Raw genomic sequence first — 16,122 nt, 5'->3', positions numbered from 1 at the left:
GTTGACATTTTGGAGTGCGCCGGCAAAGCGGCGCGAGCGAATCGATCCGCACTCACAGGGAATACCAGCGGTGTTTGCTTAGGAGCCCGGGGATCACAGTTTACTCGCGCCGTGGCGACGGCGCTTTCCCCTGGCCGCAATGCCTGGTTGGGACGGGAGCCTTGCCGAATCCAAAGCGGCGGTGGGCAATTTCCGTTCGACAACGCCGCGGTTACTTCGAGTCCCGCAGCTTTCTGTCAGTGCCGAGTTAAAGTCGCCGCCGCACTCCAAAATGTCAATAGCCCCTAGCACCCCGTTTCAGCAAAATTTTCCGGTAAAACCATCTGTCATCTCGACCGAAGGGAGAGATCTTCTATACGAAGTGAGGGTGTTGTTTGGGTACAAGATTCCTCCTCCGTCGAGACAAGGATTTCTCGCTCCGCTCGAAATGACAACTAGTAAAATTGGGTGAAATTGGGTACTAGTCTCACACCCTGTGCAGGACAGGCGTTGAACAGCGCGCCGGTCCGTTCACGCTCCATGGGGAAAGGGACCCAGCGGGGAATATGTCCGAGTCCAACCCTCTACCGGAAAACTGCCCACCGCCCGAGCTGGCGGTGATCGTCCCTGTCTACAATGAGGCCGGCAATATCGAGGCGCTCACCGAGCAGTTGCGGCACAGTCTCCAGGGTTTGGACTGGGAGCTCATTTTCGTCGATGACGACTCCCCCGACGGTTCCACCGCCAAGGCACAGGAGATCGCCCGGCGCGACCGCAGGGTACGGGTGCTCAGGAGGATCGGTCGGCGTGGACTGTCCTCGGCCTGCATCGAGGGCATGCTGGCTACGGTTGCACCCTATCTGGCGGTGCTCGACGGAGACCTGCAGCACGACGAGACGCTGTTGCCGTCCATGTTGCAGACACTCAAGCGCGAAGGGCTCGATATCGTCGTCGGCAGCCGGTATCTGGAGGGTGGCGGCCTTGGAACCTGGAACCGGCGCCGCCGGTCCATGAGCCGGTTCGCAAGTCGCTTGGCCCGGACTTTGGTCAAGGCGGATCTGAGCGATCCAATGAGCGGATTCTTTATGCTGAACTCGACCCTGCTGCACGGCTGCGTGCGCAACCTCAGCGGCATCGGATTCAAGATCCTGCTCGACATCTTCGCCTCGTCGCCGCGCCCCTTGCGTTTCAGGGAAATCCCCTATGTCTTTCGCGCGCGCAGGGCCGGTGAGAGCAAGCTCGATAACGCCGTGCTCTGGGAATATCTGTTGATGTTGCTGCAGAAGACCATGGGGTCCATGATCCCGGTGCGCTTCATCGGTTTCTCGCTGATCGGTGGCTCTGGCGTGATCGTGCACATGGTTGTGCTCTGGGTCCTGTTTCGGCTGCTGGGCGCCTCGTTCATTAGCGGTCAAGCCGTAGCGACACTGGTGGCAATGACCACCAATTTCTTTTTGAACAATATGCTGACCTACCGTGATCTGCGCCTGCGCCGGTGGCAGCTGCTCCGGGGTTGGCTATCCTTCGTCCTCGCGTGCAGCATCGGTGCGATCGCAAATGTCGGAATCGCCACCTATTTGTTCCAGACCCAATCCTATTGGGTGCTATCGGCGTTTGCCGGCATCCTGGTCGGGGTGGTCTGGAACTATGCCATAACCGCGGTCTATACCTGGCGCCACAAAGCAGGCTGAACACGGCTTTCCATCCCAACCGGGAGACCTGAGCATGGATGGGCCCGTGGATCACTGCCGGTAGATCATCCAGGGAGCGAGAACAGATATGCAGCCGTCCGTACTACTCCAAAACAACCTTCAGGCATCCATCAACGCCAAACAACAATTACTGAAGGACAGTACCCAACTTGGTGTTTTCGAAACAGCAGTGAAAGCGGTAGCCGAGCGTTACCAAAAGGGGGGCAGGCTCTACATCGCCGGAAACGGAGGGTCCGCTGCGGATGCCCAACACCTGGCGGCGGAGTTCGTTGTCAAGTTGGCAAGAGACCGTGTCCCTCTCCCTGCCGAAGCACTCACCGTAAACACCTCCATCCTGACCGCGATCGGTAATGACTACGGGCATGAACACCTCTTTGCCCGTCAGGTCACCGGGAAAATGACAGAGAAGGATATCTTTCTCGGTATCACCACCTCCGGGCAATCGGGAAACATCCTCAAGGCGCTGGATGCCTGCCGAGAGAAAGGGATACCAAGCATTGTATTTACCGGCCGCGACGGTGGCCGGGCAAGCGAGAAGGCGGATTACTGCATCCTTGCGCCGGGTGCTACGACGAGCACGATCCAGGAGGTCCATATTGTCCTGGCTCACACGCTTTGTGAATATGTGGAACGGATCATCTTTCAACCTTGAGCAGCGAGACATAATCTTCCTTGGCTCTTTATGGATTCCGGACTGCCAAGGATCATGGAAGGGTACCACCGGACGTTTTGGAGTGCGGCGGCAACTTGACCCCGATGCTTACCGGAACCTACAGCGCCAGGCATAAGCGGGGGGGCGGCCAAGTGGCACAATCCTGCCGCCGCTTTGGATTTGGCGATGTATCCGTTCCCAGCACAGGTGTTGTGGTCAGGGGAAAGCGCCGTCGCCGCGGCGCGGGTGGAACCTAAGTGCCCGGATTCCCGGCCAACGCCGCTGGTATCCCCCGTGACTGAGGTTCGATGCGGCCGCGCCGCTTTGCCGGCGCACTCCAAAGCAGTCCGGAATCCATAAAGAGCCTCTTCCTTTACCAGCCCATTTGCCTTTGCGGAACGAATTGTTGATGTTGGAGTCGTCAGATGAACAGCCTGTGGAATGATGAGGACATCGTCGATATCCCAGTGGGAGATGATATTGCATCCAGAGTCTATTCTTCCCGGTTACTGGGAAAAGACAAATCACTGGTTCTGCATGGCGGTGGTAATACCTCGGTCAAGGTCGTAGAAAAAGACCGTTTTGGCGTAGAGGAAGCGATTCTCTATGTAAAAGGCAGCGGTTGGGATTTGGAGACCATCGAGGCGGAAGGCTTTTCCCCGGTTCGGCTGGAGCATTTGCAGCGGCTTGCCGGATTGCCTTCACTCTCCGACCCGGAGATGGTGAATGAGCTGGTCACCCATATGACCCGTGCTACCGCCCCGGTGCCTTCGGTCGAGGCGATTCTGCACGCCGTCATCCCTCACAAGTATGTGGATCATACCCACGCCGATGCGGTGGTCACGATAACCAATTCACCCGAGGGTGAAGAGAAGATACGCCGGATCTATGGGGACGAGGTCATTGTCATTCCCTATGTGATGCCCGGCTTTGATCTGGCTCACCTCTGTGCGCAACGACTGGACGCGGAGTTGACTGCGCACACCATCGGCATGGTGTTGCTGAACCACGGCATTTTTTCCTTTGGCGAGTCCGCCAAAGCGTCTTATGAGCGTATGATTTACCTGGTGGGGAAGGCCGAAGCCTATTTGCGGTCACAGGCGGCTTGGGACATCACCGGCGACCCGGCAGAGCACGATCGGGACGCAGGTCTTCGGCTCGCAGAGTTGCGGAACCGGATCGCCGATGCGGCGGGCTTTCCCGTCATCATGCGCCGCCATACGGACCCCGCAACCATGTCTTTCGTTTCACGTCGGGATCTTGAGTCGATTGCGCAGCAAGGGCCGGCTACGCCGGACCATGTGATCCGCACCAAGCGGCTGCCGATGATCGGCAAGGATGTGGATGCCTATGTTACTGCCTATAAGGCTTACTTTGCCGAGAACGAGCCGCTGGCTAAAGAACACAAGACCATGCTCGACCCCGCCCCGCGCATGGTACTCGACGCCCTACTTGGGATGTGTACGGTCGGACGGTCTGCCAAGGAAGCGGGGATCGCAGCGGATATCTACAGGCACACCATGGAGATTATCCAGCGTGCTGAGAAATTAGGCGGTTATCGGGCCCTACCGGCCAGGGATATCTTCGATATGGAATACTGGGATCTCGAACAGGCCAAGTTGAAGAAGGCCGGTAAAGCGTCCCGGTTTGCCGGGGAAATTGCCTTGGTGACCGGTGCCGCCTCCGGTATCGGCAAGGCCTGCGTGGGCGCCTTGCTGGCAACTGGTACCGCTGTTGTAGGTGTGGATATCGATCCGGGGATCGAGACCTTGTATACGCGACCTGATTACCTCGGCCTGGTGGGCGATGTGACATCCGAGAGCAGGCTCAAGGAGGTTTTGACGAAAACCGCGGATGCCTTTGGCGGATTGGACATGCTGGTGCTGAATGCCGGGGTATTTCCCGGTGGGTGCAGGATCGCCGAACTGCCACTGGACCAATGGCGCAAGGTGATGGCATTGAACCTGGATGCCAACCTGGTATTGATGCGCCAAGCCCATCCCTTCCTTAAGCTGGCGCCTAAGGGGGGGCGCGTGGTAATCATCGGTTCCAAGAATGTGCCCGCCCCCGGCCCCGGCGCAGCCTCCTACTCCGCTTCCAAGGCCGCCCTGAACCAGTTGGCGCGGGTTGCAGCCCTTGAATGGGGCGGGGACGGGATTCGGATCAACTCCCTTCATCCCAATGCGGTATTCGACACCGGGGTCTGGACAGAAGCGGTGCTGGCCGCGAGAGCTGCCCACTATGGCCTGTCGATGGATGAGTACAGGCGTAACAATGTGTTGAAGACCGAAGTGACCAGCCGGGATGTTGCTGAATTGGTCATACAGATGTGCGGTCCGGCCTTTGCCAAGACCACCGGGGCGCAAGTGCCGGTGGACGGCGGTAATGATCGGGTTATCTAAGCATCGCCTACGGCAACGACCCGTTTAAGGGCGGCAAGCGCTGCACCTTTTCTATTTTGGGTGTTCTCGCTCTGTGAGTTTGAGGGAGGCTGATATCATGGCCGGGATTATTGGGAGTGATGTGGAGACATTAAGGTGGAAAAATGGCCGTTTGGAGATGATCGACCAGCGAGTATTGCCTGCTCGTTTTGAATACATCTCGTATGACTCGGCGGCTGGTGTGGCGGATGGGATTCGCTCGATGGTAGTCCGTGGCGCCCCGGCGATTGGCTGCGCGGCAGCTTATGGGGTTGCGTTGGAGGCGTTGCAGCTTCGTGACCTGGGTCCTGAAGCCTTCAGGGACGAAATGGAAAAGGCATTCGAGGTTCTGGCCGGGAGTAGACCTACCGCGGTAAACCTGTTTTGGGCCCTGGAGCGCATGCGTACCCGCATGGATGCCATGTCGGTTTCTGCTCCATCGGAAATAGCAGCGAAGTTGCTGGAGGAAGCGCACGTGGTTTTGTCGAAAGATATTCGGATCAATCGTACACTGGGTACCTTCGGGGCGGATCTGTTATCCGATGGTGCGCGTGTATTGACCCACTGTAACGCAGGTGCACTGGCGACGGCCGGACACGGCACAGCGCTGGGTGTCATTCGCTCTGCGGTAGCATCAGGCAAGAAGATATCAGTGGTCGCGGATGAGACGCGCCCGTTTCTTCAGGGTGCAAGGTTGACCGCTTGGGAAATGGTGCAGGCGAAGATTCCGGTTACCCTGATCTCCGATAATATGGCCGGGCATCTGATGAGCCGGGGCGAGATCGATGCGGTTATTGTGGGTACGGATCGGGTCGCGGCCAACGGTGATGTGGCAAACAAGATCGGTACCTATATGGTAGCGGTGTTGGCGCGGCGCCATGACATTCCTTTCTATGTGGCCTGTCCGCTATCGACCATCGACCTCGGTATTGCGGATGGTTCTGCAATCCCCATCGAAGAGCGTGCCGCGGATGAGGTGACGGGCTATCGGGACTGTCAGTGGGCCGCACCAGGGGTCTCGGTTCGCAATCCGGCGTTTGATGTTACCCCGGCAGAACTGGTAACTGCGTTGATTACGGAAAAGGGAGTCGTGAAGCAACCGACTACTGATCGTGTAGTCGCATTGTTCCCATCCTGAGCCTCGTATGCCTTTTGGGTAGTGCCTAATATGTAGTGATAAATTTCCGGTTAAACGCTACCAGCAATGCTTCGAGCTTTGTGCTGTTATCCAATAGTACAGGATTCACAGGATTTCCAGGATTCACAGGATTTTTCTTCGTTTTAATTTCGTATCCTATTTCACCTGATTTTGCTATAGGGAATGCCCGACCTGGCATTCCGAACAGTTTATGGAACGGCGGGTCGGCCGTTCCCTACAAAAATAAAGAATCTTGTTAATCCTGAAAATCCTGTGAATCCTGTCCGATTGGAACTTTGCAATGAGCATCCAGAACTGGATCACTACATGTTGAGCACTACCGCCTTTTGCACCTGATATTCGAGTTGCACTATTTCTCGACTTATCTGAATATCTGTGCTCTCAAGGGCATAAGGCTTAGGGATCATCGATTGGTACGGTCCCCTATCCTGGGACTGCGCGTGGCGAACGCCGCATCAACCGCTTCCGCCAGTGGCCTTCCGGCAACAGAATCGCGAGCACCAGTACCAGTATCAACGCCTGATACCAGAGGCTTCCGAGCCAGCTCGGCGTGACCCCGGTCTCGAACCAAGTCTCCGCCAGACGTTGCAGATTGAAGAAGCTGAAGTAGGTCAAAAGAGCCAGGAATATGCGGCCGCCAGTGCGCTGGCGCGGCGATTTTACCGTCAAAGGAATCGTCAGTAACGTCAGGGTAAAGATGGCAAGCGGACCACCGATTCTGTATTGCAGCTCCGCCTGATCCTGCAAATCCTCGGAGCCCAGAAGCGTTTTGGTCTGAAAGCCGGCACGTTTCCTGTTTTGGAAGTGTTCAAGTCCCGTCGCCTCGAGGCGCTGATTGTAGCGTTCGAAGGCACTGATAGAATAGTCGGGCTGCCCTGGAACCCCCTCGTAACGCCGTCCGTTCAGCAGGGTCACGAACTGATCGCCCGACGCCTCGTCGACCCGGCGCACTCCTGTTTCACTGATCACCAATCTGATCCGCTCTTGGCGACGGTCGTGGATAAAGACGTTGCGTAACCGCTTTTTGCCCTCGATCTTTTCCACATAGATTGTGACCAGCCCCTGCTCGTGTTGGTAGAAACGCCCCTGCTTAATTCCACTGACCTGATGTGCCTGATCCTTGCGCTGATGCAGTATCTTCTGGATCTCGGAAACCACCAGGGGTCGCAGCGTGAAGGAAAACCAGACCGTTAAGAGGGCAGCCGGCAACGCGAGATAGAACAGGGAGCGGTAAATGCGCCCGCTCCCCAGTCCACAGGCGCTCAGCGCAATCAACTCGTTGTCGCGGGACATACGGCCGAGTGCAATCAGGACGGAGATGAAAAACGCCGGAGGCATCAAGCTGGAGATATCCCGCGCAACTTGCAGGCTCACAAAACGTATGACCATGTCGCTGCCGAGGGCACCCACGTTTACCTCCTCCAGGGTGCGCAGAAAGAGCATGCTGAGGACGACCAGTAGGAAGGTGCCCAGAATCGCCGTAAAGACCTTGAGCACTTCCAGCAGGATATAGCGGTCGACGATACTGAACATGATTTCGGAACAGGCGAGAAAGCAGGGCTATTAAGCGATTTCCGTCAAGGGCACCTTGAATCTTCCAAGGCCCCCTATTGTCGCACGCCGCGGGCAAATTTCATCCCGCTCGAGGATCCTATCCAGGGCAACCGAATGATAACTCGCCAACAAGCAGCAGGTTACATCGATGCCTTAGAGGCTGTCTAAAAACCAACCCATTGATTTTCTACTGGCATTGATTTTCGGCTGGCTCCCCACGCTCCAGCGTGGGAGCAGATCCCGACGCTCCAGCGTCGATTAAGCGCCTCGGTAGGCTAACCGCCAACGCCGATCAGCACCGAGGCGCTGCGTCCGCTGGAGCGGACAAGCTGCCGTTCCCACGCTGGAGCGTGGGAACGAGCGTGAAATTTTCAGATTTTATGCCCTAAAATCAGTATCTTAATTTTTAGACAGCCTCTTAGGCATCCGAACCGGAACTGAACGACCTGTAGAGCATGGTGTGCGCCGGTTTCGGCACGCGAAGATCCCAGCTCACGGCAGGCGGTTGGGCAACGCCCGTAGGATGGGCAAAGCAAGCGTCCATCAAGCGGGGGTAGTGATTAATGTATAAGTTGTAACATGACCAACAGCACTGGCCGCTATGCCCCCTCTCCCGCCGAGAGAGGGTTGGGGAGAGGGGATCAAAAAGATGAATCTCTCTACTTTAACACTTATAAATTTACCACTACCTGCGCACCGCAGCGGCTGGTTAGGATGCACCCAGCGCAGCGTGCCCATCGATCCATCGCTGTTGGGCACAGCGCGCTATGGGCCGTGGGCTCGAGCGCCGGCTCGGCAGCGCGCCTTGGCCCAACCTACCCGATTCGCTTCCATGCCAAGCGATTGTTTCAGCAGTGATTATCTTTCGATTGCCCGGGGATCCTATCGCATGTCGCAATACGCCCGTCTCTCCTTCCTTCCCGTCCTCCTGTCGCTTCTGACCTGCTGCACTCCCGCCCCGGAGAATCAGGTCATGGAGCTGCGGGGCGCCACCATGGGGACCTTCTACAGCATCCAGGTAACGGACCTGCCGCCGGCGATCGAGCCAACCAGGCTTCGGGACAGGATCGAGGCCGAGCTGGAGCTGGTCAAGGCTCTGATGTCCACCTATCGAGACGACTCCGAGCTCTCGGGCTTCAATCGCAACCGAGCCACCGATTGGTTCGCCGTTTCCCCGGCCTTGGCCGGGTTGGTACAGGAAGCCCTCCGGACCAGCGAGGTAAGCGATGGGGCCTTTGACGTCACGGTCGGCCCCCTGGTGAACCTGTGGGGCTTCGGTCCGGACGGTGGGTCCGATACCCCACCCGCGGACGCCGAGATCGCCCGGGCAAAAGCGCGTGTCGGCTACCGCAAACTGTCCGTCCGCTCCGACCCGCCGGCGCTGAGAAAATCCGAGCCCACCCTGTACCTGGATCTCTCCGCAATCGCCAAGGGCTATGGTGTGGACCGCCTCGCCGAGCTGCTCGACGCGACCGGGGTCACCGACTATCTGATCGAGATCGGCGGTGAGCTGAGGGGCCGCGGATACAACGGCCAGGGCCTTCCCTGGCGGATTGCGGTGGAACGCCCGGACCCTGAAGGGCGGACAGTCCACAGGATCTTGGCGCTGCGTGACGGCGCGATAGCGACCTCCGGCGACTACCGCAATTTCTTCGAGCAGGACGGCAAGCGTTACTCGCATACCATCGACCCTAAGACAGGGCGTCCGGTAACCCATCGGCTCGCATCCGTCACCGTGCTGGCGCCGCGGACGGCACGGGCGGATGCCCTGGCGACGGCCTTCCTGGTCCTGGGACCCCAGGCGGGATTTAACCTGGCCGAGTCCCTCCGGATCCCCGCCCTGTTTATCGTCCGCACATCTGAAGGCTACTCCGAGCTGCAAACGAGCGCCTTTGTGGATTAGTACCCCCCGTTTCAGTAAAATTTTCTGATAAAATCAGTCTCTGTCATCTCGACCGAAGGGGAAGATCTTTGGCAATGAGGCAACCACAAAGTTACAAGATTTCTCGCTTTGCTCGAAATGACAACCAGCAAAATTGGATGAAATAGGGCATGTTGACATTTTGGAGTGCGCCGGCAAAGCGGCGCGGGCGAATCGAACTTCATCGACGGGGAATACCAGCGGTGCCTGCCGGGAGCTCGGGCGTCACAGTTTACCCGCGCCGCGGCGACGGCGCTTTCCCCTACAGCGGCACATCCCGGTAGCCGTGATTGCACCGGGTCAGCACCGACAAGGGCGGTAGCTCGGCCTGGTTTTATAGGGCGACCGATACACAAAAAGTTGACTAGGTTAATTATGAACCCGGACAAAACCATCGATGTCTTCCTCAGCTTCAACAGTAAAGCGCGCGAAATTGTCGAACAAATCGCCGTTTACCTGGAAGACCAAGCCGATCTCCGGGTCTGGTTCGACGAATGGCAACTGATCCCCGGTGAATCGACGATCAAAAATCTCGAGCGGGGACTGAAGGCCGCGCGCACCTGCGCCCTGTTCGTGGGCGCGGACGGCCAGGGGCCCTGGCAACGAAAAGAGCTCGAAGCGGCTATCCGCCGCCAGATCCAAAACGACGACTTCCGGGTGATTCCGGTACTGTTACCCGACGCGCCCCCCAAAGAAAGAGCCCCCGAGCTGCCTGCTTTTCTCGCCACCAATACCTGGGTCGAATTCGGCGAAGGGTTGGGTGATCCGGCCATGTGGCAGCTGGAGTGCGGCATTCGCGGCCAGGCGCCAGGGCGGGGACGGCCGCCACAAGGGACTAGGCCACCCGTTCCTGTCGCGTCCATGCCCATGGATCTGGAGATTCGACCCACCAGTAGGTCCACTTACGTGTTTATCAGCTACCGCCACCAGGAACCCGATAGCGGCCTGGCGCAGATATGCGCCGCGGCGCTGCGGCGGGCCGGGCACCAGGTCTTTATCGACACCGGCGTCACCTGGGGCAGGGAATGGGCGCAAGAAATCCAAGCCGCCCTGCAACGCTGCGAATACCTGCTGCCGTTGCTCTCGGCGGAATCGGTACGGAGTGACATGGTGGTCGAGGAAGTGAAGATCGCTGCCGAGCTGGCGCAAAACAACCAGGGCATCCCCCGTTTGCTGCCGGTACGGGTCCGGTTTCCTTTTGGCCAGGCCCTGCCGTATGTGCCCGCCGCATTACTGGACAAGATTCAGCAACGGGAATGGCGCGACGATCAGGACACCGCCCCGTTGTTGGGCGAGTTGCTCGAGGTATTGGAACAGCGCGAGGCCTGGCCTGAGACCTCGTCGCCCACCCCCGGCATGACTGTCCACACGCGGCAGACGGACAAACCCATGCCCCAGTGTGATCCGCGCAGGCTGACCGAGCCCGGCGGCGCCTTGGATACGGACGCGCGTTTTTACATCCGACGCCCCGCCGACCAATTGGTTTGGGACGGGGTGCAAAGAGACCGCGCCTTGCTGACCCTGCAAGGCGCGCGGCAATCCGGCAAGACCTCGCTCATCGCGCGGGTCCACACTGCGGTCTTGGGCGGCGAACCGACTTTGCGTAGCGTCTTTGTGGACGTGCAGGCGATCCCGCTGGAATCCCTGCAATCCCTGGAGGCGGTGTGGTGCTATCTGGCCGAAGAGATTGCCACCCAGCTGGAGCTGTCTTTTGACTGGAGGGGAGAAGGCAACCATGAACGCGGTTTTCATCGGTTTCTCAAAGACCGGGTATTCGCCCAAGGCGATACTTCCTTGCTGATCTGCCTGGACGAGGTGAACCGCTTCTTCTCCACCGATCTGCACAAGGAATTCTTCGCCTCCCTGCGCGCCTGCTGTAGCAAAGGTGCATTCGACCCGGTATGGAAAAAGGTCCGCTGGTTGTTAGGCACTTCTTATGACCCGGTCTTTTTCATCGAAGACCTGACCCAGTCGCCCTTCAACATCGGCAGACCGGTCAGACTCGATAACTTCGATGTCGCCCAGGTGGCCGAATTCGCCCGCCACCTGGGGATGAGTCTGCCCGCCGGAAAGGCCGAAGAGATCGTTACCTATGTAGGCGGTCGGCCCTATCTGGTGCATCTACTGCTCTACCATTTGGCCCGCGAGCCGGGGACGCGGGGCGATCTGTTCGACGGGGCTAGTGCGGGACATGGGATCTTCCGCGATCACCTCCACTACTATCTGATCCACCTCGAACAAGAGGACGCCCTGGCCGAGGCCATGGGCGAACTCTTGGCAGATCACCAGGTGGCGATCCGGCTCGCCAAGCACCTGGAGGCCGCCGGTCTCGCGTACCAGGACAAAGGCGGTCAATATCGCCCGGCCTGCCGTCTGTACGCAGAGTTTTTCGGCAAGGCGCTGACGCAGAGATAACGCAAAGACGCAAGGTCGCCACGACCCAAAGAAAAACAAAAACAATCTTTGCGTCTCTGCGTCATTGCGTCCTTGCGTTAAATCCGAAAATGAATAAAAAACCCGGCAGAAATTTCTTCCAAACCGGCGGCACCCTCGGCGAAGACGCCCCCAGCTACATCGAACGCCCCGCCGACCGGAACCTGGCGACCGCCCTGGCCAAAAACGAAATCTGTCTGGTGCTGGCCCCGCGCCAGACCGGCAAATCCAGCCTGATGGTGCATGCCCTGGCGGGCCTGCGCGAGGGAGGCGCGCGGTCGGCGGTGGTGGACCTGCAATCGCTGGGACAACAGCGGGAATTCGCCCCCTGGCTGGGCGACGTGGTCTACCAAATCGAAAATACCTTGGGGCTCGATACCGATACCAGCGGGTGGTGGAAGGCCCACGAGGCACTGGGTCCCGACCAGCGTTTCATGCGATTCCTCGAAGAGGTGGTACTCGCCGAGACGGGCGAGGCCCCGGTGGTGGTGTTCTTCGACGAGATCGACTCGGTGCTGCCCCTGCCCTTTGCCGACGATTTCTTCACCACCTTGCGCGCGCTCTACAACGTCCGCGCGGTCAAACCGCTGCTCAAGCGGTTGAGCTTCGTCCTGTTAGGAGTGGCCGATGCCGCCGATTTCATTAGCGACAGCCGCCGCACACCCTTCAACATCGGCACCGCCATTTCTTTGCAAGATTTCGACCCGGCAGACACCGGGCCATTCCGCGAGGTACTGGGGGACAAGAGCGCGGATCTGATCGAGCGGATCTTCCACTGGAGCGGCGGCCAGCCCTTCATGGTGCAAAGCCTGGCCGAGGCGGTGTGGGAGCTACCGCCGGAGCAACGGGACACCGAAGCGGTAGACGCTATCGTCCGGCGTACCTATCCGGACGGCAAGATCGAGCAAGACACCCATTTCAGGTTCATCCAGGATTATTTGCTCGCATATCCGAAGCTGCGCAGGCTGCTCGGCCTGTACCGGCGGATACTGCAAGGCAAGCCGGTGGCCATCGACGAGCAGGACCCGCTGCAAAACCGCCTCCGACTGGCCGGGGTGGTGCGGGTGGAAAAGGGCCGTCTGCAACCCCGCAACCGCATCTACCGCAGTATTTTCGACCTGGACTGGATCAAACGACACTTCCCCAGTCACCGGCAACGCCTGGCGCTATACGGCATGACGGGGCTCATGGTCGTTTGGCTCGGCTGGCAGTTTCTCGCCCAACCCCTATTGTTTCCGCGCTTCCCGCCCCTGACCTCCATCGTGCGCTATACCGCCGAGCCGGTGGTGGAGATCCCGATCGATCTCAACAGCACCAATGTCTCACAGGTGCGCCTGGGCGACCAGATACTGTTCGAGGCCGCTGGCCTGCCGGTGCTGTTCCAGCAGGAAAACCTGCGCCATCAATTGGCGAGCCTGCCGGTCGGGAAACAGGACCTAAAGCTGGAACTGAGCGGCGGCCTGCCGCGGCAGATCCGTGAGATCCCCCTGCGCCTGGCGCATTACCCCGGCTGGGAGATCAAGCAGATCCCCGACAAGCGGCTGGAGGCCTTGAATCCCATCCTGGATATCGAAGAACAGCGAATCCTCTTCAAGGATGTGATGAACGGACGGGTGTTGGGCGAATTGGCAGGATTCGAGCAGCCCATCACCGCCCTGCGCCTGTCCGCCGACCGCCGGCGCCTGCTGGTGGGCACCCAGACCGGGCAGATAAATCTGTGGGAAATCAATCTAATAGAGCCTGGTAGTGGCCGCCTACCCTCTATCGCAGGCAGAAGGGTCGAAACCAAACGCCTGCAAAGCTTCAACGGCCATCCGGAGGCCGTGCTGGCACTGGATTTCTCCCTGGACGGTAATACGGTGCTCTCCGCCGGTCGTGACCGTGTCCTGCGCCTGTGGGACGTAGAGAGCGGCAAGGAACTACGCCGCTTCGAGGGCCATGAAGGGGCGGTCAGTGCGCTGCTGGTGGCAGGGCCGCGTAGCTTTTTCTCCGCTGCCGAGGATGGCACTGTCCGGCGTTGGGACATGCTCACCGGCAAAGCGATCGCCAAGGCCGAGCTGCCCGACTTCGATGCCGCCACGCCTCAGGGGACCGAACGCTCGCTGACTACCACTCTGGATCTCTCGCCCCAGGGCAAGACACTGCTCGCCGCCGGCGTCCACGGCATCAGTCTGTGGGACCTCGACGCGCCGGACGACGGAAAGATTTCTCGCTTCGCAAGATTTCTCGCTTCGCTCGAAATGACAGTTCGCTCCACTTGTCGTCCCGACCGAAGGGAGGGATCTTCTCGCTGCGCTAAGATCTCTCCCTTCGCTCGAAATGACAAGGATGGGTGTTCTGGCACCCCGAAGCAAAACGATCCTGCCACCCCGGAGCAAAATGATTCCGTCACCCCGAAGCAAAATGACCCTGTCACCCCGAAACAAAATGATTCCGTCACCCCGAAGCAAAACGATCCTGCCACCCCGAAGCAAAATGACCCTGTCACCCCGAAACAAAATGATTCCGTCACCCCGAAGCAAAACGATCCTGTCACCCTGAAGCAAAATGATTCCGTCACCCCGAAGCAAAATGACCCTGTCACCCCGAAGCGCAGCGAGGGGTCTTGTGCATCGCTTTTCACCAGCTACCCCCATGGCAAGCATGCGCTCTTTACCCCGGACGGCCAGGGCATCGTCAGTGGCGGGCCGGACGGCACCGTGACCCGATACAATCTCGCCGACGGCCAAGCGGTACGCAGCTATACCGGCCTCAGCACTGCGATTCGCAGCCTGGCGTTCGGTGCCCAAGGCCAATTGCTGCTGGCACGGGGCCTGGATAATGGTCTCAAAATCTGGGAGCGCACAAGCGGTGAAGAGATACCCGTCTATGTAGGGCATAGCGGTCCGATTATCGGCGTGGATTTCTCGCCGGATGGACATTTGATTGCGACGGCGGGAGGAGCCCCCGACAGCAGCTTGCGGGTTTGGGAGGCCGACAGTGGGCGTCTAAAAACGGTTTGTGAATACCATGCAGGGGCGGTGTGGGCGCCACAATTCACCTCGGACAGTCGCCAGGTCATTACCTCGGAGGCTAATGACAATAAAGATAAAGATATGCTCATCCGTTTTTGTGATGTGACGACAGGCGAAACAGTGCGTAGCTGGCCTGCGCATGATGAGTATATATGGGATTTGGATCTTTTATCTGACGGCAAGCTACTGGCCTCGGCAAGTGGGGACAAGACCGTCAAGCTCTGGGATGTGGTTAGCGGAGAAGAACTGGCAAAATTGGAAGGGCATACTAAGTGGGTTAACGGAGTTGCCTTTTCACCCGATGGAAAGCTGCTGGCTTCGACAGGTGGCGATGGTAGCTTGAGACTGTGGGAAGTAACTAGTGGGTGGGCATTGCGTACCCTGTTTGAGGGAGAAAACAGGACTGCATCTGTTGCCTTTTCCCCGGATGGAAAAAACATTATTGCGGCGGTGGATGATCGGACCCTAAAACTCTTCGATGTCGCCACAGGACAACTTCTACGCACCTTGAGGGGACATGAAGATTTATTTGCGATAGGTTCTGTCACTTTCTCCCCGGACGGCAAACAGATCGCCTCCGCCAATGCTGACGACACGGTCAAGCTCTGGGACGCCGCCGGCGGGACCATCCTCCGTAATTACACCGGCCACAAAGCGGACGCCCGGGCCTTGGCCTTCTCCCCGGACGGCGATCGGCTGGTCTCGGTCAGCGAAGACGGCACCTTGAAGATCTGGTGGGCGGCGGTGGAGTGAGTTTATCCTGTAGCCAGCAGGATGCGGTAGGCGCTGCCCATCGCCTGGGAACGCCTACTTATTGCTGGCTATTCACCAGGCCAGGCATACGAGACAAAGGAATAGGGGCGCGAACCGCGTCATGGAGCCGACAATAGCCGGTTGCAGGACAGCCCAGTTCGGAAGTTGAGTATGGGAAAAAATGATCGGCGTTGGCGGTTAGCCTACCAGGTGCTTAATCGACGCTGGAGCCCGGGGAGCCAGCCGAAAATCAATGCCATTAGAAAATCAATAGGTTAGTTTTTAGACAGCCTCTTAGCGCCTTGGCGTTCTCTTCCCCAAGTACCCCGGCAAGCACTGGCAAACACATGAGTCTACGCCACCTCGATTCCCTCTTTCGTCCCCAGTCGGTTGCCTTCATCGGGGCCTCCCAGGAGCCGGGGCGCATCGGCACCATGGTCATTCAGAACCTCCTGCACGGCGGCTTCAACGGACCCATCATGCCGGTTACCCGAAGATTCAAGTCCGTGGGGGGGGGTACTGGCC

The 16,122-nt window shown here is 58.7% G+C and carries 8 protein-coding genes and 1 pseudogene; 8 read left to right on the top strand and 1 reads right to left on the bottom strand.

Annotated features, from left to right (window positions below):
• The first annotated feature begins 545 nt into the window (after positions 1-545).
• From E1958_RS11130 to mtnA, 4 genes are all read left to right on the top strand, one after another.
• Complete coding sequence (locus E1958_RS11130) at positions 546-1,670, top strand: glycosyltransferase (RefSeq protein ID WP_133511936.1); 1,125 nt, start codon at positions 546-548, stop codon at positions 1,668-1,670.
• A gap of 88 nt (positions 1,671-1,758) precedes the next feature.
• Positions 1,759-2,343 (top strand): D-sedoheptulose-7-phosphate isomerase, encoded by a 585-nt coding sequence (locus E1958_RS11125; RefSeq protein WP_133511935.1) that lies wholly within the window; start codon positions 1,759-1,761, stop codon positions 2,341-2,343.
• A gap of 425 nt (positions 2,344-2,768) precedes the next feature.
• Positions 2,769-4,745 carry a bifunctional aldolase/short-chain dehydrogenase gene (locus E1958_RS11120; RefSeq protein ID WP_133511934.1) on the top strand — a complete coding sequence of 659 codons (1,977 nt, stop codon included), beginning with the start codon at positions 2,769-2,771 and terminating at the stop codon, positions 4,743-4,745.
• A gap of 97 nt (positions 4,746-4,842) precedes the next feature.
• Positions 4,843-5,901: an S-methyl-5-thioribose-1-phosphate isomerase gene (gene mtnA / locus E1958_RS11115; protein WP_133511933.1), complete on the top strand. Its 1,059-nt coding sequence runs from the start codon at positions 4,843-4,845 to the stop codon at positions 5,899-5,901.
• 444 nt (positions 5,902-6,345) lie between these two features.
• Here mtnA and lptF read toward each other — a convergent pair whose 3' ends face one another.
• Positions 6,346-7,455 carry an LPS export ABC transporter permease LptF gene (gene lptF / locus E1958_RS11110; RefSeq protein WP_133511932.1) on the bottom strand — a complete coding sequence of 370 codons (1,110 nt, stop codon included), beginning with the start codon at positions 7,453-7,455 and terminating at the stop codon, positions 6,346-6,348.
• Between the two features lie 910 nt (positions 7,456-8,365).
• Here lptF and E1958_RS11105 point away from each other — a divergent pair.
• The 4 genes and pseudogenes from E1958_RS11105 to E1958_RS21775 all read left to right on the top strand — a co-directional run.
• Positions 8,366-9,379: an FAD:protein FMN transferase gene (locus tag E1958_RS11105; protein WP_133511931.1), complete on the top strand. Its 1,014-nt coding sequence runs from the start codon at positions 8,366-8,368 to the stop codon at positions 9,377-9,379.
• 393 nt (positions 9,380-9,772) lie between these two features.
• Positions 9,773-11,812 carry an AAA-like domain-containing protein gene (locus E1958_RS11100; protein WP_133511930.1) on the top strand — a complete coding sequence of 680 codons (2,040 nt, stop codon included), beginning with the start codon at positions 9,773-9,775 and terminating at the stop codon, positions 11,810-11,812.
• A gap of 89 nt (positions 11,813-11,901) precedes the next feature.
• Positions 11,902-15,597, top strand: coding sequence for an AAA-like domain-containing protein (locus E1958_RS11095; protein ID WP_133511929.1), 3,696 nt, complete (start codon positions 11,902-11,904; stop codon positions 15,595-15,597).
• 347 nt (positions 15,598-15,944) lie between these two features.
• Positions 15,945-16,055: pseudogene (locus tag E1958_RS21775) on the top strand (hypothetical protein); the annotation flags it as partial.
• Between the last annotated feature and the right edge of the window lie 67 nt (positions 16,056-16,122).

It is taken from the genome of Candidatus Thiosymbion oneisti (genome assembly GCF_004359955.1).
Taxonomy (GTDB): domain Bacteria; phylum Pseudomonadota; class Gammaproteobacteria; order Chromatiales; family Chromatiaceae; genus Thiosymbion; species Thiosymbion oneisti.
This window is presented reverse-complemented; position numbering and strand designations above follow the sequence as displayed.

Bases quoted from the DNA above. Each gene is read 5' to 3' on its own strand.
- E1958_RS11120 (WP_133511934.1), top strand. From the start codon at position 2,769: ATGAACAGCCTGTGGAATGATGAGGACATCGTCGATATCCCAGTGGGA.
- E1958_RS11095 (WP_133511929.1), top strand. From the start codon at position 11,902: ATGAATAAAAAACCCGGCAGAAATTTCTTCCAAACCGGCGGCACCCTC.
- E1958_RS11100 (WP_133511930.1), top strand. From the start codon at position 9,773: ATGAACCCGGACAAAACCATCGATGTCTTCCTCAGCTTCAACAGTAAA.
- E1958_RS11130 (WP_133511936.1), top strand. From the start codon at position 546: ATGTCCGAGTCCAACCCTCTACCGGAAAACTGCCCACCGCCCGAGCTG.
- mtnA (WP_133511933.1), top strand. From the start codon at position 4,843: ATGGCCGGGATTATTGGGAGTGATGTGGAGACATTAAGGTGGAAAAAT.
- lptF (WP_133511932.1), bottom strand. From the start codon at position 7,455: ATGTTCAGTATCGTCGACCGCTATATCCTGCTGGAAGTGCTCAAGGTC.
- E1958_RS11125 (WP_133511935.1), top strand. From the start codon at position 1,759: ATGCAGCCGTCCGTACTACTCCAAAACAACCTTCAGGCATCCATCAAC.
- E1958_RS11105 (WP_133511931.1), top strand. From the start codon at position 8,366: ATGTCGCAATACGCCCGTCTCTCCTTCCTTCCCGTCCTCCTGTCGCTT.